A 24,258-nucleotide genomic window follows, 5' to 3' on the forward strand; every position below is an offset into this window, starting at 1 on the left:
GGCAGGAGACCGGACGGCACGCACGCACCACGACGGTCCTGACGGCCACCACCGCCACGGCCGCCACGACTTCCACCACTGCCACGACAGGGGAACCGGGACCATGGACTGCGACGAGGTCATGCTGACCGTCCGGATCACCGCCGGCGAGCGCGCGCTGCTGCGGGCGCTCGCCCGCGGCCACGGCGGGGACGTCTCCGAGGTGGCCGTGGACGGCCTGCTGGAGGTCATCCCGGCGCTGCACGACGACGCCTCCGTCCTCCCGCTGCGGCGGGTCCTGGCCAGACCCGCCCCCTGCGCCGTGACCCTCTGGCTGCCCTCCCCGGTCGCGGACCTGCTGCCGCTGCTGGGCGAGCGGATCGCGCGCACGGCGGGCCCGGCGGCGAGCCCGGCCAGTGCGGCGCTCTCCGCCGCGCTGCGGCTGTGGCTCGCCGGGGACGGCGCCGTGCTGGCCGACGGGCTGCGCCGGATCCACGGCGGATGCGCGGGCGGGCGGGACGCGGTGGTGCGGTCGGGGGCCGCGCGGTCGGAACCGGCGTACGCGGCGGCCTGAGCCGGGCCCGGGAGCCCGGTTGGCCGGGGCTCGGTCGGGGCGGGTGCGGGGCGCGTGCGGGGCTCGGTTCGTCGCCACCCCGTGCCGGGGAGTGCCCGCGGAGGGGCGCGCTCCCCGGCACCGTCGCGTCCGGGCCCGTTCCCGCGGCCGTCCCGGCGGCCCTTTTCTCTACCCGGTCGAGCCTCCTCGCACACCGGTCCGGAAATTTCGAAAAAGGTTTCTGTTATCCCCACCCGTCCCATCCGCTCTCCGGAGTGTCGGAAGGTCCGAGCCCCCGTCACCACGGGGGGCCCGGACCGTCGCACGAGGAAAGGAACGCGATGGGACACCGGAGCACGGAGCTTCGCCGGCGCCGACGTCGGCGGCTCACCCGCAAGAGCACCCTGGTCGCCGTGGCAGTGGCGGCCGGACTGGTCGTGGGGACGCTCGGCATCCGCAGCGCGCTGGAGCCGGCCGGTATGAGCAGCTCGGTCACCGCGGCGAGCGGATCGGCCGACCGCGCGGGGGCGGATCAGGCCGGCGAGGTCTCCGCCGACGGCAGCCGCCCGGGCGAGACCGGCACGGCCGAGGGCGGCACCCGCCCGCCCACGCCCAAGCACGACCAGAAGGCCACTCCGATCAAGGAGATACCCAAGGACCAGCCCGACCGCGGTCTGGTCTACACGGGTCTGAGCCTGCCCAGCAGCGACCGCTGCGCCGGAACCCTGGAGGTCGCCGGCGACAACAGCCAGTGCAGCCACGGCCCGGACGTGCCGCCGAAGGACGTCGACATCCGCAAGGACGTCCCGCCGGTCGCGGCCGCCGCCCAGGCGCCCGCGCTCACCCCCACCGCCAACGCCCAGGCGCCGGCCGCGGCCGACCTGCTGAAGGGCGGCGCGCCCGTCATCGACGCCGCCGGGAAGACGCTGCTCAGCGAGCCCGGCGCGGCGGCCGGCCCCTCCTCCTCCCCCCAGGGCGCGGCCGCGCCCGCCGGGTCGGGCCTGGTCTGCGAGGGTGACGGCAGCAGCGGCAACCGCGTCCAGGCGGTGTACGTGCACACCCCCGGGAACGACCGGTTCGCCCAGTACCTGCCCTCGTTCAAGAAGTGGGCGGCGGACGTGGACACCATCTACAACGCCAGCGCCCAGGAGACCGGCGGCGTGCGCCACGTGCGCTTCGTCACCGAGTCCGACTGCACCGCCTCGGTCCTGAACGTCCAGATCTCCGACTCCGAGATCCAGGACTTCAACGCGAGCAACCGCGCGCTGGCCGCGCAGGGGTACAACCGCAAGGACCGCAAGTACATGATGTTCACCGACGCCAAGGTGTACTGCGGCATCGGCACCTTCGCCGGTGACGAGCGCCCCGGCCAGGACAACATCAGCAACTTCGGCCCCTCCTACGGCCGCACCGACTCCGGATGCTGGGGCGGGAGCACCGCGGCGCACGAACTCGGCCACAACCTCGGCGCGGTGAACAACAGCGCGCCCAACTCCAGCAAGGCCGGCCACTGCGTCGACGAGTGGGACATCATGTGCTACTCGGACGCGCCCAACTACCCGCAGATGCGGACCGTCTGCCCGGACCGCTCGCACGACGACCGGCTGGACTGCCGCCACGACGACTACTACAACACCTCGCCCGAGCCGGGCAGTTACCTGGCCACGCACTGGAACGTCGCCAACAACCGCTTCCTGATCGCCGGCAACGGCACCGGGCCCAACCCGACCCCGACGCCGACCGCGACCCCGACGCCGACCAAGTCGCCGACCGGCACGCCCTCGCCGACCGCGACGGCAACGCCCACCCGCACGGCCTCGCCGACCCCGACGCCCACCGGCAGCCCCACCGCCACGCCGACCGGCACCCCGTCGCCGACCGCCACTCCGACCTCGGGGACGGCGGGCCCTGATGTGACGACCAGTCAGATCACCCAGAACTCCGTCGTGCTGAGCTGGCCGGCGGTCAACTCCGCCGCGGGCTACGACGTCCTGCTGAACGGCCAGGCCATCGGCACCGTCAAGGCCACCCTGGTCGGCGTCGTCCGCCTCGCGCCCGACACCTCGTACACCGTGGCGATCGCCGCCCGCGACGCCGCCGGCACCGTCGGCAAGCCCGGCCGGGCCGCGACCTTCCGCACCCTGGCCGACGCGGGCCGCCCGCAGCCCGGCGCCAACTACACGATGGTCAACGGCCTCACCGGCCAGGCCGCCGACCTGTGGGGCAGCTCGATGAACGACGGCACCGTCGCCATCGCCTACCAGCGCACCGGCTACGCCAACCAGAAGTGGCAGTTCGAGGACGCCGGCAACGGCGCCGTGCGGATCAAGTCCGCGCGCTCCGGCAAGTGCCTCCAGCTCGGCGGCACGCCCGTCGCCGGCCAGTACGTCGCGCAGCAGCCCTGCTCCGGCAACGCCGCGCAGCAGTGGCAGCTCACCGCCAAGGACGGCGGGTTCACCGTCACGGCGAACGGCGGATCGCTGGTGCTCGGGCTCAGCGACCGCTGGTACTACGGTGGTTGGCTGTTGGAGCTGCAGCAGCCGAACGGCAAGCCCTACCAGAGCTGGTCGCTGCTGAAGACCAGCTGAGACCGCCCCGGGACGCCGGGCCCGGACGCCACCACCCCACGGTGGCGTCCGGGCCCGGCGCTGCCGCTCCCCGCCCCCACCCACGAGGAATGCCCGCCATGCGAACCCGCCCCCTCGTCGCCGCCCTGGCTCCCGCCCTCGCCCTCGCCGCCCTGCTGCCCGCAGCCGCGCCGGCCGCCGCCCACGGCGACACCGTCCACCTCGACGTCTCCGGCCAGCGCAACGGCCACGTGACCACCGTCGCCACCTGGGAGAACGACCACGACCTCGTCACCGAGGAGTTCGCCGGCTCGCTGTCCGCGACCTCCCCGGACGGCCGCTCGATCGGCCCCTGGCGCCTGGTCGCCGTCCCGGGCGAGCCGGGCACGTACACCACCCGGGAGATCGTCCCGGCCGGCCACTGGCGGGTGACCGTCGACTGTGCGTTCCCCTCGCTGGGGCACGCCGAGCGCGAACTCGACGTCGAGCAGGCGGTGATCAGCGACCCGCCGCTGACGGGCTCCACCGGCGCGACCGGGCCGGGCACGGGCCCGGCGGGTACCACGGGCACGACAGGCTCGACGGGTACGACAGGCTCGACGGGCACGACGGGCACCACGCCGAGCCCGGCCCCGCCGATACCCCGGCCGACCGTCGGCGTCGGTTCGACGGCCCCGACGACCGCTCCGACCGGCTCGGCCACCGGCTCGACGGCCCCGACCGGCTCGACCGCTCCGGCCGTCCCGCTGGTCGCGGGGGGCACCGACCCGGCCCGCGGCGCCGACTCCGCCGACACCCCCGACTCCGCCACCTGGGCCGCCATCGGCACCGCCGTCGCGGCCGTCCTGCTGGTCGCCACCGGCTTCTGGCTCCGCCGCCGCTCGCGGCCGTAGCACCCCCCCGATCGCGGCCGTAACACCCCCCCGGGCGGGCCGTCGCCGGCCCGCCGGGGAACCATCGGGCCCGAACCACCGTCCCAGTGGTCACCGGGCGCCACCGGGCGCCCGGCCGACCGCGAGGGAGCGTCCGCGCATGAAGAAGGTCCTGATCACCGGTGGTGCGGGATTCATCGGCAGTACGGTGGCCTCCGCCCTGCTGGACCGGGGCGTCACCCCGGTCGTCCTCGACGACCTCTCCCAGGGCCGCGCCGAGTTCGTCGAGGGCCGGGTCTTCTACCGGGGCGACATCGCCGACGCCGCGCTGCTCGAGCGGATCTTCACCGAGCACCCCGACATCGACGCCACCGTGCACTGCGCGGCCCGGATCGTCGTCCCGGAGTCGGTGGCCAAACCGCTCTACTACTACCGGGAGAACGTCGCCAAGACCGTCGAGCTGCTGGAGGCCCTCCAGCGCCACGGCTGCACCCGGGTGGTCTTCAGCAGCTCCGCCTCCATCTACGCGCCCACCCCGGACGCCCGGGTCGACGAGAGCAGCCCGGTCGACGCCGGCAGCCCCTACGCGCGCACCAAGCAGATGATGGAGCAGGTCCTCGAGGACTGGACCCGGGGGGAGGGCGCCGAGCGGCAGCGGGTGATCGCCCTGCGGTACTTCAACCCGATCGGCGCCGACCCGCAGCTGCGCACCGGCCTGCAGAACCTGCAGCCCACCCACGTCCTCGGCAAGCTGATCGAGGCGCACACCGAGGGCACCCCGTTCACCGTCACCGGCGTGGACTGGCCGACCAGGGACGGCTCCGGCATCCGCGACTACATCCACGTCCAGGACCTCGCCGAGGCGCACGTCGCGGCGCTCACCCGGTTCGACGAGGTGATCGCCGACGGCGCCGCGGACCGCTACCGGGTCGTCAACGTGGGGACGGGCGAGGGCACCACCGTCCGGGAGCTCGTCACCGCCTTCGAGCAGGCCGTCGGCGCCGAGCTGGACGTCCGCGAGGCCGGGCCGCGCCCCGGCGACGTGATCGGCTGCTACGCCGCCGTCGACACCGCCCGCGAGCTGCTCGGCTGGAAGCCGCAGCGCGGCATCGCCGAGGGGGTCGCCGACGCCCTCGCCTGGCGAGCCGCGTGGACCGCCCGCCTCGGCGCCAGCTGACGGACACCGCGGCGGCCCCGGCCCCGGCCCCGGCCCGGGGCCGCCGCGCCGCCCGCCCCGGGCCCCGCGTTCGGGCACCCGGGGCGGTCCGTCCCGCGGGCCGCGGCAGGCCTCACTGCACGGCGGTGCCCGACTTCGCCCAGTTGTCGTGCAGGCGGTCGAGGTAGGACTGCGCCTGCGCGCCCACCTTGACGCCGCGGGCGAAGGCCAGCATGTTCCCGGCGCCGGCGTTGTAGCCCAGCGCGAGGAGCTCGTCGTGGTTCAGCGGCGCACTCACGCGGGCCGGCAGCTGGGCGGCCAGGTCGTGCAGGTGCCAGGCGGCGGCCTGGACGGCCAGGTCGCGGTCGTCGGGCAGCTCCTCCCACTGCCGGGAGGCGAACGGGCGGCCCGGTTTGGTGTCGTCGAAGGCGGCGCGGTGCATGTTGGCGATGCCGAAGGAGGCGTCCGGCTTGCCGCGCTGCCAGGCCCGTTCGAGCTCGGGGTCGTGCGGCTTGTAGGACTCGTTGTAGAGGATCGCCATCAGCAGCTGGGGGTTGACCCCGGCCTCGGCGGCGAACCGGCGCACCGGGGCCGCGTAGTCGGCCGGGTCGTAGCGCCCGGACGGCTTCGAGGGCTTCGCCGGCGCGGCGGACGCGGACGGCCCGTCGGCGGCCCCCGGGGCCCGGCCCGCGTCGGCGGGCGCGGACGTCGACGGGGCGCCGGACGGCACCGGGTCGGTCGGATGGCCACCGCCGCGCACGATGCCCCAGCCGGCCGCGACCAGGACGCCGACGACGAGCCAGCGCCCCCAGCGCGGCCCCTGCTGCTCCTCGCTCACCGCTTCCGGCCCTCCCCGTCGTCCCGTACCCGTGTGCGACCCTCGCACCGGTGATCGTGCCCCGTTGCAGGCTACTCGGCGGGCCCGTGCGCCCCGTCGAGGCCGCCCGGGAGCTCCCGCGGATGCTCGACAACGGTGTCGAAGACGCCGTCGCACCTGCCGTCCGTGCGGTCGTCGCCCACGTCGCCGACCTCCGCCGGGCGCCGCCCGACCACCCCGCCGTGGCCGCGGCCGAGGCCGGCCGCCCCGTCCGCGAGGTCCTCCGGACCCTCCGACATGGTGACGCTCCGCTCCTCTGGCGCGTTCCTGATGGTGTGCCGACGTGGCGGGGATCATGCCCGTCCTCACGACGGCCCACCAGGCGCTTCGCCCTCCCGGAAGTCGGCGGGTGACTTTGCTGAAATGGGTCGGTCGGCTCCGGTCCGGGCTCCACCGGACCGGAGCCGGTGGGAGTCGCCGCCGGGACGACCGCGTCCCGGCACGCAGGACGGCGTGCACGCGCCGTGGCAGCCGAATCGACCGAGGGAAGTGCGCATGGCCGGGCAGCGGGCGAGAACGCCGTACCAGGACGCGGGACGGCGCACCGACGACCCCGCCGTCCCCGCGCAGCGCACCCGGGCGGCCGACCCGGACGGGCCCGGCCCGGCCGCTGCCCCCGCCCGGCGCGCCGGAGCGACCCGGCGCCGCCCGCCGGTCCGCCGCGGCGGCGGCTGGCCGGTGCCGCTCGCCGCCGTCGGCCTGCCCCTGCTCGGTGGCGCCCTCGACGAGCTCGGCGGCCCCGGCGTCGGCGTGCTGTTCGCGCTCGGCGCCGTCGCCGGTACGGGGGCGGCGGCCGCGCTGTGCAGCCGCGCCGGGCGCTGGTGGGTCGTCACCGCCGCGCCGGTGGTGGTGCTGCTCGGCGCGTCCGGCACCGAGTACCTGTGGCACCCGGACGCCTACCAGGGCCGGCGGCTGGGCACCGGCGCGCTGCGCTGGGTGGTCGGGGCGTTCCCGGTGATGGCCGCCGCCGTCGGGGCCGCCCTGCTGGCCGTCGCCGTCCGGGTCGCCCTGGACCGCGCCCGGACCGGCGCCGTGAACCCCCCGACCGGAAGGAGCCGCCGTGGCTGAACGCACTCAGCGCCCCCGCCCCCGCCCGCGGGGCCGTGCCCCGCGCCGCGGCCCCGCCCCGCTCACCGTGGCCGGCCGCACGCTGGCCTGCACCGTCTCCATCGCCGTGCTCGGCGCCAGCGGCTTCACCTGGTACGAGTACCGCAGCCTCGACGACGGGATGATCAAGTCCGCCGCGCTCAGCGAGGCCAAGAAGAACGCGCCGCCGCACCTCGACAAGTCGGTGAACCTGCTGCTGATCGGCCTCGACAGCCGCAAGGACATGGACGGCAACGACCTGCCCAAGCAGTTCGTCGAGGAGGAACTGCACGCCGGCTCCAGCGAGATCGGCGGCTACAACACCAACGCCCTGATCGTCCTGCACATCCCCGCCGACGGCGGCAAGGTGACCGCGCTCTCCGTCCCGCGCGACGACTACGTGCAGACCGTGGGGGCCGACGGCAGGATGCACAAGATCAAGGAGGCCTACGGCATCGCCAAGGAGGCCGCCGAACTGAAGCTCGCCGGCAAGGGTCTCTCCAAGGCCGACCTGGAACGGCAGAGCCGCGAGGCCGGGCGCTCCGCCACCATCCAGACCGTGCAGAGCCTCCTCGACGTCCCGATCGACCACTTCGCCGAGGTCAACCTGATCGGCTTCTACGACATCGCCAAGGCCGTCGAGCCGATCAAGGTCTGCCTCAACCATCCCGTCGACGACCCGATCACCGCCCGCACCGCCACCCACGAGGGCGGCGGTACCGGGCTCAAACTGCCCGCCGGCATCAGCTCGTTGAACGCCGCGCAGGCCCTGTCCTTCGTCCGCCAGCGGCACCACCTCACCAACGGGGACCTCGACCGCACCCACCGCCAGCAGGCGTTCATCTCCTCCGTCGAGTACCGGCTCAAACAGCAGGGCGTCCTCAACGACCTCGGGCAGATGCAGAAGCTCTTCGGGGTGGTGAAGAAGGACGTCGTCATCGACAACGAGTGGAACATCCTGGACTTCGCCCAGCAGGCGCCCAACCTGACCGGCGGGAACGTCGAGTTCAACACCCTGCCGATCACTGGGTTCAAGAACGTCGGCGGCCAGGAGGTCAACACCGTCAACCCGGACCTGATCCGGAAGATCGTCCGGCAGCTCTTCTCCACCCGCGAGCCCGGCCCCGCCCCGGCCGCGCCCGCGCCCTCCGAGCCGGCCGCCGAGAGCACCGCCCCGCCGCCCGCCGCCCCGACGACACCGGCCGCCACACCGGGCACCGCCGCCAGAGCCGTCGTCGACGTCAACGCCGCGGCGGGCGCCGGCGCGGCCGCCGCCGAGTCCAGGGCCCTCACCGAACTCGGCTACCAGGCCGGCCGGATCGGGGACACCGCCGCCCGCGCCAGGACCACCACCGTCACCTACGGCACCGGTGCCAAGGCCGACGCCCAGCAGCTCGCCACCCGCTACGGCGTCACGGCGGCCCCGGGCGCCGGCGTGGCGCCCGGCCACGTCCTCCTCACCCTGGCCGCCACCCGGACCCCGGCCCCCGGCGCCGCCACCACGCCGCCCGCCGACCCCGCCGCGGACCCGGCCGCCGGCCTGCCGATGCAGGGGCCGGCGGTGAAGGCCGGCGGGATCCCGTGCGTGGACTGACCGGGCCGCGGGGCGGGCGGTGCGGCGGACACCGCCCCGTCGTCCGCCGCAAGGCCGTCCGCCGCCCCGCTGCCCTCCGCCCCGCTGCCCGCCGGGCCGGCCGGCGACCGGAACCGCACCCGGGGACCCTTCGTCCTGAGAGGAAACGGTGACGGGAGGGGTACGTGGTGGCCGGTGGGAGCTGGTGGCGGACGGGTCTCGTGGGAACGTGCGGGGTCGCCCTCGTGCTGCCGGCCGGGCTGGTCGCGGTGCGGGTGACCGGGGCGGACGACGGGACGGTGCTGGCCCTGCCGATGGTGCTGCTGCCGTACGCCGCGCTCGGCACCCTGCTGCTGCTCGGGGTGCTGCTGGCGCTGCGCTCCTGGTGGGTGGCGGCCGTGGCCGGCCTGCTCGCGGTGGTGCAACTCTGCTGGCTGGCGCCCAGGTTCGTGGCTGACGGGGGCAGCGTGGCGGCTGACGCGCCGCGGCTGCGGGTGGCCACCAGCAACGCGTACCTGGGGCAGGCCGACGCGGCCGCGCTGGTGCGGCTGGTGCGTGAGCAGCGGGTGGACGTGCTGGCGGTGGAGGAGTTGCGGACCGCGACGGCCGAGGCCATGGACCGGGCGGGGATCGCCGACCTGCTGCCGCACCGGAGGATCGACGGCGACACCGCCCTGTACTCGCGCCTGCCGCTGGCCCCGGTCGACGCCTCGGCCCCGGCGGCCGCCCGGGCCCAGCTCGCGGCCGAGGTGACGGTCGGCGGCAGGCAGGTGCGGCTGACCGCCGTGCACACCTACTACCCGCTGGGCGACGCCCGCCGCTGGGGGGAGGACTTCGCGGGGCTGCGCGCGGCGGCCCGGGGCGCCCCCCGCGCCGCGGTGTTCCTGGGGGACTTCAACGCGACCCTGGACCACGCCCCGATGCGCGAGCTGCTCGCGACCGGTCTCACCGATACCCACGAGGAGCTGGGCGGCGGCATCCGGCCCACCTGGCCCGAGGACAACGCCGACTTCCCCTACCTGCCGCCGGTGATCCAGATCGACCACGTCCTGCACGGCGCGGCGCTGACGGCCGTCTCGGTCTCCGAGCACACCGTGCCGGGCGCCGACCACCGCGCGGTGGTGGCCGAACTGGCCGTCACAGGATAGGAGTCGGACCCCGCCCGGTCAGGGCGCGGCGGACGAGCCGGCCGGCCGACCAGAGCAGGACGGCGGTCGCGGCGACCGCGGCGAGCACGTAGGTCGCCGGCATGTCCTCGTTCGGGTAGCGGTCGCCGACCACCCGGACGGTCGCCGGGTCGTCCGCCGCCGCCTCCAGTGGCACGGTCGTGCCGACCTGCGGGTGCTCGACCCGCTTGAGGCCGAGCGCCGTGGTGCTGAAGCCGCGGTCGCCGACCGTGTAGGTGACGGTGTAGAGCCAGCCGCCCTTGCGGAGGGTCACGGCGCTGACCGTTCCGTCCACCCGCAACGGCGCGGCGTCGATGCGGCTCGCGGCCCGCCACTGCGCGGAGGCCGCGAACAGGCTCCAGCACAGCACCAGCAGCGAGACCGCCGAGCCCGCCAGGGGAAGGGACCACGCCCGCGCCAAGAGTTCCCTCATGGCCCGGACGATACCGGCCGCACATCGCGCCGCAGGGGCCAGGGTGGTGGTTCTGACGAACTGTCAACTTCTGTCCACCGCGGGCCGCCACCGGCCCGCGGTGGGGTCGGTGGCGGCGGTCCGGGCGGTCCGGCCGGGCCGGGTCAGGGTGTCGCGGCCGAGGTGGTGGGGCAGGGCGGCAGGGTCGTCCCGGTGGCGGGCACGCTGGTCACGCAGGTCGCCGTGGGGGTGTGGGCCGTGGTGGTTCCGGTGGTCGCCGCCGCGGTGGCCTTCGTGCTGCCGGCGGCGGTTCCCGCGGACGTGCTGCCGGTGGCGGTGGTCTTGACGCTGGAGGCCGAGGAGGTCGACGAGGTGGGGCCGGAGGAGGTCGCGCCGGAGCTGCTCGCACCGGACTTGGTCGCGCCGGAGGAGGTGGCACCCGAGCTGGTCGCGCCGGAGCTCGTCGCACCCGAGCTGGTCGCACCCGAGGAGGTGGCGCCGGAGGACGTCGCGCCGGAGCTCGTCGCACCCGAGGAGGTGGCGCCGGAGGAGGTGGCGCCCGAGGTGCTGGGTGAGCCGGACCCGGAGGTCGTCCCGGAGGAGGACGAGGACGTCGCGGGCGCCGTGGTCGGGGTCATCTTCGACGGCGGGGGCACCCCCGGGGCCAGCGGACCCTTGGGCTGCTCCACGCGCTTGTCGACGACCTTGATCTGCCCGGTCACCCGGGCGAACCAGCCGGCCGTCTCGATGTTCACCAGGACGATCTCGGTGACCGGCTGCGGGGCCGGCACCACGACCACCAGCGTGGTCGGCTGGAAGCCCGTCCAGGCCTTCCCGGTGTACTTGGCGTTGCTCACCAGGACGGGCGGCTTCAGCGGGTTCCCGCAGGAGCAGCGGACCCGGGGCACGCCCTGGGCGTCGACCAGCACGGCGGTGCCGGCCTGCAGCGCGCTCTGGTACTCGGTGACGGCGCCGGACTTGTAGCTGTGGTTGGTCACCCGGGTGTCCACCCGCAGGTAGACCGAGGTGAGCGACCGCAGGTAGGAGGGGATGGCGGACTGCTCGATGCCCGCGGCCGAGGCCCAGGCCCGCCCGCCGTCCCCGGCGGAGACCATGGTGATCAGGCGTTCGGTGTCGCAGCTGGGCTTGTTCATCGTCCCGCCGTACAGCCCGGCGGAGCTGCCCTCCACGCTGTGGAGCGTGGCCGGGGAGCCGCTCGTCGGCTTGCCGCTCTGCGCCGGCTGCTGCCCCTGGGAGGTCGCGGGCTGCGGGGCGGGCGCGGCGACCGCCTGGGTTTCCACCGAAGGGGTGAACGGGTCCGGTCCGGGATCCGACGGGGCCTGCAGGGCGACCTCGTTCGCGGCCGGCACGGCGTCGTTGTGGCCGCCCTGGTTGTTGACGATCAGCACCGTGGCCAGCACGGCCACCACCACCGTGCCCGCGGCCAGCGCGAGGCCCTTCCCGGAGCGCCACCACGGCCTGTGCGGCCCGCGGCCGCCCCCGGACGGCGGACCGCCCGGCCCCGACGGCGGCCCGGACATCCCGGAGGAGCCGGAGGAGCCGGACGGCGGACCGGCCGTGCCCCCGCCGGACTGGGGGCCCGACAGCGGGCCGGACGGGGGCCCGGACGGCGGGCCGAAGGGCGGCTCGCTCGGCGGGCCGGGCGGGGGCGGTTGGGAACTCATCGGGGCTCCGTTTCGCAGGCGGCCGGCGGGCGCGCCGACAAGGGGATCTCCTGCCACTGGGGTTCCATTTCCCCCCGGCTCCCCGGCGGCCGCAACAGCAGGTGCGGCCGGCGTCGCCGAGCGTGCCCGCCGTCCGGGTCGGTGCCGCCGCCGCCGGTCGCGCCCCGCGAACCGCCTGCCGGGGGCGCCGGGGGTCGCCGGTCGGCGCCGCCCGTCGGGACCGTCCGTCGGGACCGCCCGCCGAGCGTGCCCGCCGGGCGTCGGCCACTCTGGGACGCGAAGCCCCACGCACCGAGGAGGCCCCATGCAGCAGCCCACGCCCCGCGTCGCGGGCCCGCCCGGCGCCCTGCGCGGCTGGCTCGACGCGCTCGCCGTGGTGCTGGCCGGGGTCGCCGCGATGGCGGCGGTGGCCGCGCTGGGCCTCTGGCTGGCCGGTGCGAACGACCTGCCGGGCGGTGGGTTCCCGTCGGTGCTGGCCGCGACGCTGGCCCTGGCCGTCGGCGGTTCCGTCCAACTCGACGGTGGTGCGGGCCAGTTCGCCGCGCTGGACGCCGGGATCAGTGCGATGCCGCTGTCCGTCTCGCTGGCCGGCGCGGTGGTGATGGCCGAGGTGTTCCTGCGTCAGCTGCGCTTCCGCGCGGTGGCGGCGGGCGGTGAGCTGCTCGGCCGGATCGCCCGGACGGTGGCGCTCTGGCTGGTCGCCCTGGTCCTGCTGACCCTCGGCGCCCGGCACACCTTCACCGTCCCGCTCGGCAACGACCTGGTGCAGTCCATCGGCGGCGCGCTCGGGCTCACCCCTGAGGTCGGTTTCCACGCGGACGCCCCGAGCACGATCGGGATCGGTCTGGCCTGGCTGCTCGCCGTCCTCGCCGGGACCTTCGCGGTGTCCCGCCGGGCACCGCTGCCGCGCTCCCTGGTGCGCTACCAACTGGCCGTCCGCCCGGCCGCGTTCGCGCTCTGGGCGGTGCTGCTCGGCTATGTGGCGATCGGGGTGGTGGCCGGGGTGCTGACCGCGGTCGTGCACGGGAACGCCAGGCAGACCATGGCGGTGGTGCTGCTCGCGCTGCCCAATCTGGTCTGGATGGCCTTCGGCGTCGGGCTGGGCGCGGAGTGGCACGGGCGGCTCGACGGCGCGCTCGGCCTACCGGTGCCCGAACCGCTCGCCGAGGTGCTGCGCGCCCCGGGCGGCGGAACGGCCACCGTCGACCTGGGCACCCTCGCCGACCAGGACGCCCGCAGCTGGTGGCTGCTGCCGCTGGCGGCGGTGCTGATGCTCGCCGCCGGGTTCCTGGCGGCCCACCGCTCGCCGCGCGGCGTCCCGCTCTGGCGGCACGCCGTCCGCTTCGCCCTGGCCGCCGCGGTCACGATGCTCCTGGTCGGCCTCTGGACCCGGGTGGACGCGAGCTACGGCCTGTCCGTCCTCGGGGTGGGCGTCGGCGAGGGCGGCCTGGGCGACCTGCTGGGCAGCGTGCTCGGCGGCACCAACCCGCTGTCCGGGCTGGGCAGCGGCAGCCTCACGCTGCAACCGGTGCTGCTGACGGCCGTCCCGCTCGCCGCGGGCTGGGGCCTGCTCACCGGCGCCCTGGGCGCGCTGCTGGCCGCCCGGACGGGTCGCCGGGGCGAGGTCGCCGACCCGGCGCGGCCGGCGGACGCGGCGGGCCCGCCGGGCTGACGGCCCGGCGGCCGGTGCCGGCGTCAGAACAGCCGGTGGCCCCGGACCCGGACGGTGCGGCCGCCGCCCTCCCGGATCCGCCGGAGCCGGCCGACCCCGCTGTGCAGCTTCGCGGTGGCCAGCAGCGACGGCCCGACGACCACCCCGGCGGCCGCCAGCGCGACCAGGACCCCGATGGTGTCGACGGCCCGGTCGTCCCCCTCCTCGACGGTCTGCCCGCCGAGGTGGACCAGCATCGGGAGGGTGACCAGCAGCGAGAGGACCAGCAGCCAGCCCAGCACCCGCTGGACCAGCTGCTTGCCCCGCGCCCGGCCCGCGCTCTCCACCCGCACCGAGAAGGCCTGCGTGCAGCGGGGGCAGATCAGTCCGACGTCCCGGCGCCCGGCGGCCGGCCGGGGCGATCCGCCGGGCGGCAGGTGGGACACGCTCCACCGGACGGTCGTGGTGGCCGGCCCCCGCTCCACGGCCACCCGGCAGCCGATGCTCACCACGTACCGCTCGCCGATCGACGACCGCGCCATGCCCGCCACCCCCGGGAGTCCGCCGCCGCGCGCGTCGCGGGGGCAGGCGGATTGTTGCCGCGGCGCGGGCGGGCGAAACGCGCCGCACGGGAGGCCGCCGGGCGGCAGCGGCCCGGCGCCGGCCGGCGGGGTGGCGTCGGCTGGCGGCCCGGCGTCGGCGGGCGGGGTGGCTCAGAACGCCTGCGCGAGCAGGACGACCGCCGCCGGGACGGCCTGGGCCAGGGCCACCCGCCAGAGCCGGCGCTCGGAGACGAACAGGGTGATGCCGCCGGCCACCAGGAAGGCCCCGATGTAGCTGATCACCGCTCGCCCCGCGGTGGTGTGGCCGTCCGTGTGCAGGAGGACCAGTCCGGCGACCAGGCCGAGCGCCAGGAACAGGTTGTAGAAGCCGACGTTGAAGCGCCAGAGCCGCACCTCCGGGGCGTCCGCCGTGCTGCCGGTGAGCAGGAACCGCACCCGGGGGTGGCCGTACAGGAAGCTCTCCAGCGGCCACGCGATGAGGTGGATCGCGGCGGCGAGCATGGCGAAGACCTGGCTCACGGCGTTCATGGGTGCGACTCCTCGGGACGGCGGCGGGCGGTGCGGGCGGCGGGCGACCCGGCGGGCGGACGGCCGGGGCGGGGGTCGGGAGCGCTCACCGCGGCGGCGGGTGGACCACCGGTGCGGCCCAGGCCGGCGGCTCGGGCACGGCGCCCGGCCCCGGGCCGGGCCCGGTGGCCACCGGGACGACCTGGGTGGGCGGCCCGGCCCCGTTCCAGGGCTCCGCGCCGTCGCCCCGGCCGGGCGCCGCGGCGCTGGCCGCGCGTAGCTCGGCGACGAACTGCAGGCAGCTGGCGTACCGCTCCGCGGGCGCCTTGGCGAGCGCCCGGGTGATCACGGCCGCCGCGGCGGCGGGCAGGTCGGGGCGGTGCGTGCGCAGCTCGGGCGGCGGGTCGTTGAGGTGCGCCCAGAGCAGGGCGAGGTCGCTCTCCCGGCGGAACGGCGGGGTGCCGGCGAGCATCTCGAAGACCACGCAGCCGAGGCTGTACTGGTCGCAGCGCCCGTCCAGCGGCTTGCCGGAGATCTGCTCGGGCGCGGCGTAGTCGAGGGTGCCGACGATCTGGCCGACGCTGGTCAGCCCGCTCAGCGAGAGGGACTTCTTGGTGAGCCCGAAGTCCGCCAGGTACAGGTGCTCGGGGTGCTCGCTGTCCGTCCCGGCGGCGACCAGCACGTTGCCCGGTTTGACGTCGCGGTGGACCAGGTCGTGGTCGTGCGCGGCGTCCAGTGCGGAGGCGATCTGCAGGGCCAGCCGGGCGGCCCGCTCGATCGGGAAGGGCCCGCCCCGGTTGAGCAGGCCGCGCAGGTCGCCGCCCTCGACGTAGCGCATCGCGATGAACAGGATGCCCTCGTGCTCGCCGGCCTCGAACACCGGGATGATGTGCGGGTGGTCGATCGCCGCGGCGGCCTCGGACTCGTGCATGAAGCGCTGGCGGAACACCTCGTTGCGGGCCAGTTCGGGGGCGAGCAGCTTGACGGCGACGGTCCGGCGCAGCCGCAGGTCCTTGGCCCGGTACACCACGGCCATGCCGCCGCGTCCGATCTCCCCGTCGAGCCGGTAGCCGGCGATCCGGCGCCCGACCATGCCGGCCGGCAGGCTGGGGGCGGACAGCTGGTCGGTCGGCCCGTCCGGCGGCCCCTCCGGGGGCGGCCCGGGCGGACGGCCGGCGGGCCCCTCCGGCAGCGGGTCGGGGGACGGGTCGGGGGGCGGGTCGGGCGGCCGCCGGTCGGCCGGTTCGGTCGGGTTCACAGGTCGACCGCCCTGGTCGGCGCGTACGGGCCCTGCGCGGGCTCCTGCGGGGCGGGCCCGGGGGCGGGCGAGGGCCGCGGCGTGGGCGCGGGGGTCGGTGCGGGCCGGTCGGTGGCCGCGTACGTCTGCAGCTGGAGGCCGTCGCAGTAGCACCACCGGTCGTGCACCGGGTCGAACACCCAGAGCGCCTCGCCCTCGACGACCAGCCCGATCCGCAGGCCGCGGGCCCGGTCCCGGAACGTCTCCAGGTCCAGCGAACCGGCCGCGAGGTCCTCCAGCAGGGTCCGGTAGCGGGCCAGCGCGGACTCGGCGTCGGCGAGCGCGGGGCGCGGGTCGGCGGTGCGGGCGGGCGGGCCGCCGACGGCGGGCGGGGTGTCGGGCAGGGTGATCAGCAGGCGGCCGTCCACCCAGGCGGACCAGCCGTTGGAGCAGAGGATCTGCGCCCAGTCGCCCTGCCGGGAGAGCAGGCGCACCGGGAGCAGGGCGTCCAGCCGGGCGGAGGGCCGGGCCGGGTCCGGGGCCGTCCAGGTGGCCATCCCGGCCGGCGGGGCGACGTGGGTGGGGCGGAACGCGAACTCGTCCATGGGCGGCTACATTTCCTCCGCCGCGCGAGCCGCGGCCGCGCGCGGCACGATTCGCAGCACAGGTCTGTCTCCCACTCTACCGGCGGCGGTCCGGTCCAGCCCGGGGCCGCCGTCACCGCCGCATGATGGCGGGCTCGTGCCGTCGCAGCAGGGCCAGCACGGCCAGGCCGTAGGCGACGGACAGGGCGGGCAGCACGGCCATGCTGAAGAGCCAGCCGGCGCGCTCGTGCCGGAACATCGGGTCGACGGTGATGTTGGTCGGGAAGATGCTGTGCAGTTCGATGGTGCGGGCCATCGCGGAGAGTCCCCAGCGGGACGGGATCAGCCAGGCGAACTGCTCCAGCCCGGGCACCCCGTGCAGCTTGAGCATCAGCCCGCTGAAGACGATCTGGACGACGGAGAGGAGCACCAGCAGCGGCATGGTGGCCTCCTCCTTCTCCACCACGGCCGAGACCACCAGGCCGAGCATCATCGCCGAGAAGGCGAGCAGCGCGACCGCGATGATCAGCTCGGGCAGCTGCGGCATGACCACTCCGGTCGGCACCGCGAAGGACAGGTCGACCCCGGCCAGTCCGACCACGGTCAGTACCACGGCCTGACCGACCGTGACCGTGCCGAGCACCACCACCTTGGACACCAGGTAGGCCGACCGGGACAGTCCGACCACGCGTTCGCGCCGGTAGATCGCCCGCTCCTTGACCAGCTCGCGCACCGAGTTGGCGGCGCCGGTGAGCAGGCCGCCGATGCAGAGCGTGAGCAGGCAGTTGACCGCGTTGTCCGGGGTGATCCGGCTGCCGGCCATCACCCGGCACATCAGGCCGATCACGAAGGGCAGCACCACCATGATGGTGAGGAAGAGCCGGTCGGCGGCGAGCACGGCGGTGTACCGCCGCACGAGGGTGCCCAGCTGGGCGAACCAGCCCTGCGGCTTCTCCCGCCCGATCGAGGGCGCCTGCGCGCCGGGCGGCGGCACGGCGGGCACCGGAACGGCCGGGACGGACTCGGCGGCCACGTAGCGCCGGTACTGCGGGGAGGCGCGGAAGCGGCGCTGCCAGGCCTCGTGGTCCTCGCTCTCGAAGGCCTCGAAGGCCTCCGGCCACTCCTCGAAGCCGAAGAACTCCAGGGCCTCGCCGGGTGGGCCGTAGTAGGCGGTGCGGCCGCCCGGCGCGAGCACCAGCAGGCGGTCGCAGACGTTGAGGCTCAGCACGCTGTGCGTCACCACGACCACCGTGCGGCCGTCGTCGGCGAGCCCGCGCAGCATGTGCATCACCGAGCGCTCCATGCCCGGGTCGAGGCCGGAGGTCGGCTCGTCGAGGAAGAGCAGAGAGGGCTTGGTCAGCAGCTCCAGCGCGACGCTGACCCGCTTGCGCTGGCCGCCGGAGAGGCTGGCGATCACCTGGTCGGCGCGTTCGGCCAGGCCGAGTTCCTGGATCACCTCGGTGACCCGGGCCTCGCGCTCGTGCTTGGCGGTGTCGCCGGGGAAGCGCAGCTCGGCGGCGTAGGAGAGCGCGCGCCGCACGGTCAGCTGGGTGTGCAGGATGTCGTCCTGCGGGACGAGGCCGATCCGGCGGCGCAGTTCCGCGTAGTCGCGGTAGAGGTCGCGGCCGTCGTACAGCACGGTGCCCTCGTCGGCGGGGCGCAGCCCGGTGAGCGCGTTGAGCAGGGTGGACTTGCCGGCGCCGCTCGGTCCGGCGACGGCGAGCAGGGCCTTCTCGGGGAGCGGGAAGCTCATGTCGTCCAGCAGGACCCGGTGGTCGGGGCCGACCCTGACCACCAGGTGCTGCACGTCCAGGGAGATCTCGCCGGTGTCGGTGTACTCGACCAGGCGGCCGTCGGAGAGGCAGAGCGCGGAGTGGCCGATGCCGACGATGTCGGCCGGTCCGACCGGCGCGCGCCGCACCGGGCGGCCGTTGAGGTAGGTGCCGTTGTGGCTGTCGAGGTCGACGATCTCGTGCCCGCCGTCGGGCAGTTCGCGCAGTTCGGCGTGGTGGCGGGAGACCACCAGGTCGTCCAGGACGAGGTCGTTGTCGTCGGAGCGGCCGATCCGCACGGTGCGGTCGGGCAGCTGGATCACCGCGCTGGGGCTGCGGAAGGTGCCGGAGGACTGCGGGGCGAGCAGCGAGGTCCGTTCGCCCGGGTCCGGGCGGGGCAGGCCGGCGAAGGTCGCGGAGGGGCCGTCGGCCGGGTCGCCGAAGCGCAGCCTCGTCCCGGGGCCGACGTCCTCGCGGTCGACCCGGTGGCCCTCGTCGAAGGTGCCGTTGGTGCTGCCGACGTCCTCCAGCAGCCAGTGGCCGTCGTCGGCGCGCAGCACCGCGTGGTGCCAGGAGACCCGGGGGTCGTCCAGCACGATCTCGCTGGTCGGGTCGCGGCCCAGGTGGTAGGCCCGGGTCGGTTCGATCAGCTGCGACTCGGTGTCGGTGACCAGGACGAGGGGCGGCGCGACGGACGCGCCGGGGCGCTCTCCCATGGTCGGATTCTATCGCCGGGACGGCCTCACGGCCTTCCGGAGGGCGGGCCTCCCGGATCGCGGGATTGGACTGGACCACTGTGACGGCGCGGCACTATCGTTCGGCGTGCCCGCAGCCACCCGCCGAACCACCGGGGACGGAACGCATGAGTATCTGGCCGCAGTTGCGCCTGTCCCGGACCGTCAGAGCCGGCCGTGCCCCGGGCACGGTGCTGCGCTGCGGACTGATGGACACCATGCTGGCCGACCTCGCCGTCTCGGTGGTCCTCTGCTTCGACCGGCCGCTGGACGACGAGCGGCTCGCCGCCGGCCTGGCCCGCGCCCTGGAGCGGGTGCCGGTCTTCGCCGGGCGGCTGCGCACCGTGGACGGCGTCCTGGAGGCGGTCTGCGACGACTCCGGCGTCCCGCTGGACCTCTACACCGTGGACGGCACGCTCGCCGAGGCCATGGGCCGGGTGACGGCCCCCGGCTCCGACCTGGCCGACCCGGTGGACGCCCCGGCCGCCCGCACCGGCGGCGCCCCGCTGTTCACCGTGCGGGTCACCCGCACCGGCGACGGCGGCACCGTGCTGGGCTGCTCCTGGCACCACGCGGTCGGCGACCTGCACAGCTTCATGCTGCTGCTGCGGATCTGGTCGGCGGCGGTCGAGGGGGAGGAGCTGCCGGAGGCCGAACTGGTCGAGGACCAGGACGCGTTGCTGGCCGGAGTGCTGCCGGAGTCGGACTGCGGGCGGCCCGGCTTCCGGGTGCCGGGGGAGGAGGAGGCGCAGCTGCTGGCCCGCGAGGTGGCGGCCGGGCCGCGCGCCAACCGGACCGTCCAGATCCTCTTCACGGACGCCGAGGTCGAGCGGATGCGCGAGGAGTTCAGTGCCGCGGCCGGGCGCCGGCTCTCCTCCGGGGACGTGCTCTGCGCCCACGTGGTCTGTACCCTGCGGGAGTTGGACGGCGACGGGGCCGAGCGCTGGCTGACCGTCCCGGTCAACGCCCGCCGCTGGCTCGGCCTCTCGCCCGCCCTGGTGGGCAACCTGCTGGGCGACGTCCACCTGCCGCACCAGCCCAAGGACGGCCCGGCGGCGCTGGCCGGCGCACTGCGGGCGGCGGTCGAGGAGTTCCCGACCGCCCACCTCAACCTGCGGGCCAACCTGGACTTCCTGGCCTCGCTCGGCCGTGACCGGCTGCGCGACTGCGTCCCGCTGGGCTTCGACCCGCAGGCGCGCCGGTTCAGCTTCTCCAACTGGAGCCGCTTCGGCGCCTACCGGGTGAGCTTCCAGGGCCACCGCCCGGTGTTCTTCAGCCCGACGGCCAACTACCCGCTCCCGTGGGTGAGCTGGACGGTCGAGGGGTTCGGTGGCGCAGGCTTCCTGACCACCGTCGTGCTGCCGGCCCGGCTCGCCGCCCGGGTGCGGGGGGCGGAGGGCCGGGCCGCGCTGCACCGCTTCCGGGCCGCGGCCGACGAGCTGCCCACGTCGGCCGCGGCGGTCCCCAAGGTGATCTGACGGATCGTCAGAGTATTCTCGGGGGCGGTGCGTCAGGCGAAGGCGGCCTCGATGGCCGTCCAGAGCGCGACCCGGGCGCGCAGCGCGGTGCGGACGGTCTCGGCGCAGGAGTCCCACTTGGCCTGGTCGTCGCCGCACAGGTCGATCAGCATCTGCATCGCCATCGGGGTGTGCTGCTCCCCGTCCACCTCGATGTGCCGCGCCAGGTAGTCCTTGAAGACGGTGAGCACGCCGTCCGGGTCGTCGATGCCGACCACCTGGGCGAACATGTCGGGGATCAGGTCCTCGCGGCCGAAGGCGAAGGCGGCGGCCCGGCAGTGCACCGGCGCGTTCTCGATGATCGACCAGGTGGTGCCGGTGAAGTCGGCCGCGGCCTGCGGGACGGCCGCGGCCTTCAGCGCCTCCGGGACGGCGGTGCCGCTGCCGAGCAGGCCCAGGAACTCCTCGACCGGCCGCGGGTCGGCGCCGGCCTGCCGCATGCCCTCGACGTAGAGCTCGAAGTGGCTGGTGTAGCCCTCGCCCAGTTCGTCGCTCTCCTCCACCAGCACGATCTCGTTGATCAGCCGGCGGCTGGCGGTGGGCCCGTTCGGCACCCACGGGACGTCCACGCAGGTGAGGTCGCGCTGCAGGCTCTTCAGCAGCGACATGAAGTCCCAGACGGCGAACACGTGGCTGTCCAGGAAGGTGCGGACGCGCCCGATGCTGGTCAGCCCGCCGTAGACGGTGTGGCCGACCACCTCGCGGCGCAGCGGGTCGATGGCCTGCTGGAGGCTGGTCAGGCCGGGGTGCGAACGGTCCCAGTGGTAGCGGTTGGTGGACACGTCGACTCCTTCTGTTCGGGGGGAATGCGGGGGAGAGGGGGTGGGGCAGGGCTGCTTCAGGGCTGCTTCATGACGGCGTGCAGCGCGTGGCGCAGCTGCTCGCGGCCGGGCTGCAGGGCACGGTCGAGGGCGGGGGCGAAGGGCAGGACGGCACCGTCGGGACGGGTGACCCGGCGGGGCGGGGCGATCAGGTGCATCTCCTCGGCGGCGGTGGCCAGCACCTCGGCGGCGAAGCCGCAGCTGCGGTTCGAGTCGTCGAGGACCACCAGCCGACCGGTGCGTTCCAGCGAGGCGGCGAGCGCGGCCCAATCTAGGGGGTGGAGCGTGCGCGGGTCGAGGACTTCGACGGAGATCGTCCCGGAGACCTCCTCGGCCACCGCGAGCGCGTCGTGCACCAGGTGCCCCACCGCGACGACCGTCACGTCGGTGCCGTGCCGGTGGATCCGGGCCCTGCCGAGCGGGACGGCTTCGAGCTCCCGGGTGACGGTCTCGCGCACCGGCAGGGCGGCGGCCGGGGCGAACACCACCACCGGGTCCGGGTCGCGGATCGCCGAGCGCAGCAGCCCGTACGCGTCGGTCGGGGTGGCGGGCACCACGGTCTTCACCCCGGCGTGCGCGAACAGGCTGTACGGGTGGTCGGAGTGCTGCCCGGCCCAGCCGTCCCGGGAGCCCGAACCGGGCACCAGGCAGGTCAGCGGGACGGCCGCCTGACCGCCCGTCATCAGAGAGAACTTGTGTGCCTGGTTGACGAGTTGCTCGAAGACCAGGAACAGCAGCGAAGGGATCTGGAACTCCAGCACCGGGCGCCGCCCGGCGAGCGCGGCGCCGATCGCCATCGCGGTGAAGGCCTGCTCGGACAGCGGGGTGTCGACGATCCGGCCGGGGCCGAAGCGGTCCAGCAGGCCGAGCGTGGGCCCGGCCAGGCCGGCTCCGATGTCCTCGCCGAACACGCAGACCGCCGGGTCGGCGGCGAGCTCGTCGGCGATCGCCCGGTTGAGCGCCTTGGTGTACGAGAGCCTGGTCATGCCACCGCCCCCGCCCGGGGCCGCAGCCCGTCGGCGTACAGGTGGTCCAGGGCGCCGGCCGGGTCGGGGTGCGCGGAGGCCAGCGCGAAGTCCTCGGCGGCGGCGAGCCGGCCGGCGACCTCCTCGTCGATCCCGGCGACGGCCCGGGCGTCCAGCAGGGCGGCGGCCCGGGGGAGCGGATCCCGGGCGCGCCAGGCCGCCACCTCCTCGGGGGTGCGGTAGTGCAGCTTCATCCGGCGTTCCATGGTGTGGTGGCCCTCGTAGCGGTAGGTGCGGCACTCCAGGAAGCCGGGGCCGCCGCCGGCCCGGGCCCGGTCGACCGCGCGCAGCGCGGCGGCGCGCACGGCCTCGGTGTCCATGCCGTCCACCTCCTCGGCGGGGATGCCGAAGGCGGCCGCCCGCCCGGTCGCGCTGCCCGCGACGGCGGTGGCGGCGGGCAGCGTGGTGGCGTAGCCGTTGTTCTCGCAGACGAACAGCACCGGAAGGCGCCACATCGCGGCGAGGTTGAAGGATTCCAGCAGCACGCCCTGGTTGAGCGCGCCGTCTCCGAAGAAGGCGACCGCCACCCGGCCGTCGCCGGCCTGCCGGGCCGCCCAGGCGGCGCCGACCGCGATCGGGGCGCCGGCGCCGACGATGCCGTTGGCGCCGAGGATGCCGAGCGAGAGGTCGGCCGCGTGCATTGAGCCGCCCCGGCCGCCGTTCAACCCGTCGACCCGGCCGGCGAGTTCGGCGAGCAGCCGGTCGGGCGCCGCGCCGCGGGCCAGGACGTGGCCGTGCCCGCGGTGGGTGCTGGTGAGGCGGTCGCCGGGGCCGAGCGCCGCGCAGACGCCGACCGCGACGGCCTCCTGGCCGATGTACGGGTGGATGCCGCCGGGGATCGCGCCGGCCCGGACCAGGCCGAGCGCCAGCTCCTCGAAGCCGCGGATCAGCCGCAGCATCCGGTAGCGCTCGGCGGGCGTCCCGAGCGGCGCCGTCCCGCCGGGTCCGGCCGCCCCGGCGGCCGGACCGGGGGAGGCCGTCACCGGGTGCCCCGCCAGACCGTCGGGCAGAACCGCGGGTCGGCGTAGTCGGGCCGGCCGTCCGCGGTGCGGCGCACCAGCACGTCGTGGTTGTACACCACAGGCTCGCCGTCGGCCCTGGCGTGCCGGCGGTACGCGTTGGCGCCGTCCTGCAGGTGCAGCGAGACGGCCCGGCGCGGGAACGCGGCCAGGTTGGGGCCGCTGCCGTGGTAGGTGCGGCAGTGGTGGAAGGACATGTGGCCGCGCGGGATCTCCATCGGGACGGTGCGCACCTGCTGCCCATTGTGGGCGGCGTTGGCGGCCAGGATGCCGTCCAGCTCGCCGCGGTCGCGGTCGGCGAAGTGCCGGGTGGAGTCCTCGCCGGAGTCCAGCTCCCGCCAGCGGTGGCTGCCGTCGACCATGGTGATGGTGCCGTTCTCCTCCCCGCAGTCGTGGAACGGGATGAAGGCGGTGAGCATCTCCTCGGAGGTGGAGGTCTGCCAGTAGTGCTTGTCGAAGTGCCAGGGCACCCGGTTGCTCGGCTCCCCGGGCACCGGGGGCTTGTAGATCAGGGTCGCCTGGAAGATCCGGATCTCCTCGGCCCCGGCGAGCAGCGCGGCCACCGCGCCGACCAGGGGCTTGCGCAGGATCGCGCCGATGGCGTCGCTCTCGTAGTGCACGTAGTCGTTGTGTCGCTGGACGGGGCCGTGCGAGGGCTCCCAGGAGGCCAGTCTGGGCGGGCGGACGGGCAGTTCGCGGTCGCGTGCGCCGGCGTAGTACAGCTCGGTGGCGGCCTGGAGGGTGTCCAGCTCCTCGTCGGAGAACAGCCGGCGGGACAGGTACCAGCCGTGCTCGCGGTAGTGGGCGACCTCCTCGGGCGTGGGCAGCAGGTCGCGTTCGGCGTCGGTGAGGTGGAACTCGGTGACGGTGGTCACGGGTGGTGCCTCCTTCTTCGGGATCCG

General features: G+C 75.4%; 22 protein-coding genes. 9 read left to right on the forward strand and 13 right to left on the reverse strand.

Annotation, left to right across the window (positions count from 1 at the left end; translation table 11 throughout):
• Positions 1-103 precede the first annotated feature (103 nt).
• The 4 genes from ACFYUY_RS11450 (at position 104) to galE (ending at position 5,148) form a co-directional block, all read left to right on the forward strand.
• The gene (locus tag ACFYUY_RS11450; protein WP_360220602.1) at positions 104-553 is read left to right on the forward strand and encodes a hypothetical protein; all 450 of its coding nucleotides are present in this window, start codon (positions 104-106) and stop codon (positions 551-553) included.
• Between the two features lie 320 nt (positions 554-873).
• On the forward strand, positions 874-3,120 hold the full coding sequence (locus tag ACFYUY_RS11455; protein WP_387900090.1) for an RICIN domain-containing protein: 2,247 nt from the start codon (positions 874-876) through the stop codon (positions 3,118-3,120).
• A gap of 98 nt (positions 3,121-3,218) precedes the next feature.
• On the forward strand, positions 3,219-3,992 hold the full coding sequence (locus ACFYUY_RS11460; RefSeq protein ID WP_387900092.1) for a hypothetical protein: 774 nt from the start codon (positions 3,219-3,221) through the stop codon (positions 3,990-3,992).
• Between the two features lie 139 nt (positions 3,993-4,131).
• Complete coding sequence (gene galE / locus ACFYUY_RS11465) at positions 4,132-5,148, forward strand: UDP-glucose 4-epimerase GalE (RefSeq protein WP_360220593.1); 1,017 nt, start codon at positions 4,132-4,134, stop codon at positions 5,146-5,148.
• A gap of 112 nt (positions 5,149-5,260) precedes the next feature.
• Here the strand turns inward: galE and ACFYUY_RS11470 are convergent, their stop codons facing one another.
• Together ACFYUY_RS11470 and ACFYUY_RS11475 are read right to left on the reverse strand one after the other, a co-directional pair.
• Positions 5,261-5,965 (reverse strand): lytic transglycosylase domain-containing protein, encoded by a 705-nt coding sequence (locus ACFYUY_RS11470; RefSeq protein WP_360220590.1) that lies wholly within the window; start codon positions 5,963-5,965, stop codon positions 5,261-5,263.
• Positions 5,966-6,036: 71 nt separating this feature from the next.
• Positions 6,037-6,243: a hypothetical protein gene (locus ACFYUY_RS11475; protein WP_360220587.1), complete on the reverse strand. Its 207-nt coding sequence runs from the start codon at positions 6,241-6,243 to the stop codon at positions 6,037-6,039.
• A gap of 256 nt (positions 6,244-6,499) precedes the next feature.
• Between ACFYUY_RS11475 and ACFYUY_RS11480 the strand changes: the two genes are divergently transcribed.
• The 3 genes from ACFYUY_RS11480 to ACFYUY_RS11490 all read left to right on the forward strand — a co-directional run bounded on the left by ACFYUY_RS11480 (position 6,500) and on the right by ACFYUY_RS11490 (position 9,811).
• Entirely contained in the window at positions 6,500-7,072 is a 573-nt protein-coding gene (locus ACFYUY_RS11480; RefSeq protein ID WP_360220584.1) for a DUF6542 domain-containing protein, read from the forward strand.
• Positions 7,065-8,684, forward strand: a complete 1,620-nt coding sequence (locus ACFYUY_RS11485; protein WP_387900095.1) for an LCP family protein — start codon at positions 7,065-7,067, stop codon at positions 8,682-8,684. The genes ACFYUY_RS11480 and ACFYUY_RS11485 overlap by 8 nt, the downstream gene beginning before the upstream one ends.
• Positions 8,685-8,884: 200 nt before the next feature.
• Positions 8,885-9,811 (forward strand): endonuclease/exonuclease/phosphatase family protein, encoded by a 927-nt coding sequence (locus tag ACFYUY_RS11490; RefSeq protein WP_387900097.1) that lies wholly within the window; start codon positions 8,885-8,887, stop codon positions 9,809-9,811.
• Here ACFYUY_RS11490 and ACFYUY_RS11495 read toward each other — a convergent pair.
• Together ACFYUY_RS11495 and ACFYUY_RS11500 are read right to left on the reverse strand one after the other, a co-directional pair.
• Complete coding sequence (locus ACFYUY_RS11495; RefSeq protein WP_387900099.1) at positions 9,801-10,262, reverse strand: hypothetical protein; 462 nt, start codon at positions 10,260-10,262, stop codon at positions 9,801-9,803. The genes ACFYUY_RS11490 and ACFYUY_RS11495 overlap by 11 nt on opposite strands.
• A 143-nt stretch (positions 10,263-10,405) precedes the next feature.
• On the reverse strand, positions 10,406-11,926 hold the full coding sequence (locus ACFYUY_RS11500) for a DUF6777 domain-containing protein (protein ID WP_360220572.1): 1,521 nt from the start codon (positions 11,924-11,926) through the stop codon (positions 10,406-10,408).
• 304 nt (positions 11,927-12,230) lie between these two features.
• On the opposite strand from ACFYUY_RS11500, the gene ACFYUY_RS11505 reads away from it, so the two are divergent.
• A complete protein-coding gene (locus ACFYUY_RS11505; RefSeq protein WP_387900101.1) occupies positions 12,231-13,598 on the forward strand; it encodes a streptophobe family protein in 1,368 nt (455 codons plus the stop codon).
• Positions 13,599-13,621: 23 nt separating this feature from the next.
• Here ACFYUY_RS11505 and ACFYUY_RS11510 read toward each other — a convergent pair whose 3' ends face one another.
• The 5 genes from ACFYUY_RS11510 to ACFYUY_RS11530 form a co-directional block, all read right to left on the reverse strand.
• Positions 13,622-14,119 carry a hypothetical protein gene (locus tag ACFYUY_RS11510; RefSeq protein WP_360221889.1) on the reverse strand — a complete coding sequence of 166 codons (498 nt, stop codon included), beginning with the start codon at positions 14,117-14,119 and terminating at the stop codon, positions 13,622-13,624.
• 171 nt (positions 14,120-14,290) lie between these two features.
• On the reverse strand, positions 14,291-14,668 hold the full coding sequence (locus tag ACFYUY_RS11515; protein ID WP_360221886.1) for a DUF1304 family protein: 378 nt from the start codon (positions 14,666-14,668) through the stop codon (positions 14,291-14,293).
• 85 nt (positions 14,669-14,753) lie between these two features.
• Positions 14,754-15,740, reverse strand: a complete 987-nt coding sequence (locus tag ACFYUY_RS11520) for a serine/threonine-protein kinase (protein WP_387900470.1) — start codon at positions 15,738-15,740, stop codon at positions 14,754-14,756.
• 161 nt (positions 15,741-15,901) lie between these two features.
• Positions 15,902-16,489: a hypothetical protein gene (locus ACFYUY_RS11525; RefSeq protein WP_360221883.1), complete on the reverse strand. Its 588-nt coding sequence runs from the start codon at positions 16,487-16,489 to the stop codon at positions 15,902-15,904.
• A 112-nt stretch (positions 16,490-16,601) separates the two neighbouring features.
• The gene (locus tag ACFYUY_RS11530; protein WP_360221880.1) at positions 16,602-18,956 is read right to left on the reverse strand and encodes an FHA domain-containing protein; all 2,355 of its coding nucleotides are present in this window, start codon (positions 18,954-18,956) and stop codon (positions 16,602-16,604) included.
• A 146-nt stretch (positions 18,957-19,102) separates the two neighbouring features.
• On the opposite strand from ACFYUY_RS11530, the gene ACFYUY_RS11535 reads away from it, so the two are divergent.
• Entirely contained in the window at positions 19,103-20,452 is a 1,350-nt protein-coding gene (locus tag ACFYUY_RS11535) for an acyltransferase (RefSeq protein WP_360221877.1), read from the forward strand.
• A 32-nt stretch (positions 20,453-20,484) separates the two neighbouring features.
• Here the strand turns inward: ACFYUY_RS11535 and ACFYUY_RS11540 are convergent, their stop codons facing one another.
• The 4 genes from ACFYUY_RS11540 to ACFYUY_RS11555 are packed head-to-tail and all read right to left on the reverse strand — an operon-like array spanning position 20,485 to position 24,231.
• The gene (locus ACFYUY_RS11540; RefSeq protein ID WP_387900104.1) at positions 20,485-21,273 is read right to left on the reverse strand and encodes a DUF3050 domain-containing protein; all 789 of its coding nucleotides are present in this window, start codon (positions 21,271-21,273) and stop codon (positions 20,485-20,487) included.
• A 56-nt stretch (positions 21,274-21,329) separates the two neighbouring features.
• A complete protein-coding gene (locus ACFYUY_RS11545; RefSeq protein ID WP_387900106.1) occupies positions 21,330-22,298 on the reverse strand; it encodes an alpha-ketoacid dehydrogenase subunit beta in 969 nt (322 codons plus the stop codon).
• Positions 22,295-23,320, reverse strand: a complete 1,026-nt coding sequence (locus ACFYUY_RS11550) for a thiamine pyrophosphate-dependent dehydrogenase E1 component subunit alpha (RefSeq protein WP_387900108.1) — start codon at positions 23,318-23,320, stop codon at positions 22,295-22,297. The genes ACFYUY_RS11545 and ACFYUY_RS11550 overlap by 4 nt, the downstream gene beginning before the upstream one ends.
• The gene (locus ACFYUY_RS11555; RefSeq protein WP_360221866.1) at positions 23,317-24,231 is read right to left on the reverse strand and encodes a phytanoyl-CoA dioxygenase family protein; all 915 of its coding nucleotides are present in this window, start codon (positions 24,229-24,231) and stop codon (positions 23,317-23,319) included. The genes ACFYUY_RS11550 and ACFYUY_RS11555 overlap by 4 nt, the downstream gene beginning before the upstream one ends.
• Positions 24,232-24,258 lie beyond the last annotated feature (27 nt).

This window comes from Kitasatospora sp. NPDC004745, assembly GCF_042873275.1.
Taxonomy (GTDB): domain Bacteria; phylum Actinomycetota; class Actinomycetes; order Streptomycetales; family Streptomycetaceae; genus Kitasatospora.

Bases quoted from the DNA above. Each gene is read 5' to 3' on its own strand.
- ACFYUY_RS11455 (WP_387900090.1), top strand. From the start codon at position 874: ATGGGACACCGGAGCACGGAGCTTCGCCGGCGCCGACGTCGGCGGCTC.
- ACFYUY_RS11450 (WP_360220602.1), top strand. From the start codon at position 104: ATGGACTGCGACGAGGTCATGCTGACCGTCCGGATCACCGCCGGCGAG.
- ACFYUY_RS11510 (WP_360221889.1), bottom strand. From the start codon at position 14,119: ATGGCGCGGTCGTCGATCGGCGAGCGGTACGTGGTGAGCATCGGCTGC.
- ACFYUY_RS11520 (WP_387900470.1), bottom strand. From the start codon at position 15,740: ATGGTCGGGCGCCGGATCGCCGGCTACCGGCTCGACGGGGAGATCGGA.
- ACFYUY_RS11525 (WP_360221883.1), bottom strand. From the start codon at position 16,489: ATGGACGAGTTCGCGTTCCGCCCCACCCACGTCGCCCCGCCGGCCGGG.
- ACFYUY_RS11515 (WP_360221886.1), bottom strand. From the start codon at position 14,668: ATGAACGCCGTGAGCCAGGTCTTCGCCATGCTCGCCGCCGCGATCCAC.
- ACFYUY_RS11505 (WP_387900101.1), top strand. From the start codon at position 12,231: ATGCAGCAGCCCACGCCCCGCGTCGCGGGCCCGCCCGGCGCCCTGCGC.
- ACFYUY_RS11495 (WP_387900099.1), bottom strand. From the start codon at position 10,262: ATGAGGGAACTCTTGGCGCGGGCGTGGTCCCTTCCCCTGGCGGGCTCG.
- ACFYUY_RS11475 (WP_360220587.1), bottom strand. From the start codon at position 6,243: ATGTCGGAGGGTCCGGAGGACCTCGCGGACGGGGCGGCCGGCCTCGGC.
- ACFYUY_RS11530 (WP_360221880.1), bottom strand. From the start codon at position 18,956: ATGGGAGAGCGCCCCGGCGCGTCCGTCGCGCCGCCCCTCGTCCTGGTC.
- ACFYUY_RS11535 (WP_360221877.1), top strand. From the start codon at position 19,103: ATGAGTATCTGGCCGCAGTTGCGCCTGTCCCGGACCGTCAGAGCCGGC.
- ACFYUY_RS11500 (WP_360220572.1), bottom strand. From the start codon at position 11,926: ATGAGTTCCCAACCGCCCCCGCCCGGCCCGCCGAGCGAGCCGCCCTTC.
- galE (WP_360220593.1), top strand. From the start codon at position 4,132: ATGAAGAAGGTCCTGATCACCGGTGGTGCGGGATTCATCGGCAGTACG.
- ACFYUY_RS11545 (WP_387900106.1), bottom strand. From the start codon at position 22,298: ATGACCAGGCTCTCGTACACCAAGGCGCTCAACCGGGCGATCGCCGAC.
- ACFYUY_RS11480 (WP_360220584.1), top strand. From the start codon at position 6,500: ATGGCCGGGCAGCGGGCGAGAACGCCGTACCAGGACGCGGGACGGCGC.
- ACFYUY_RS11460 (WP_387900092.1), top strand. From the start codon at position 3,219: ATGCGAACCCGCCCCCTCGTCGCCGCCCTGGCTCCCGCCCTCGCCCTC.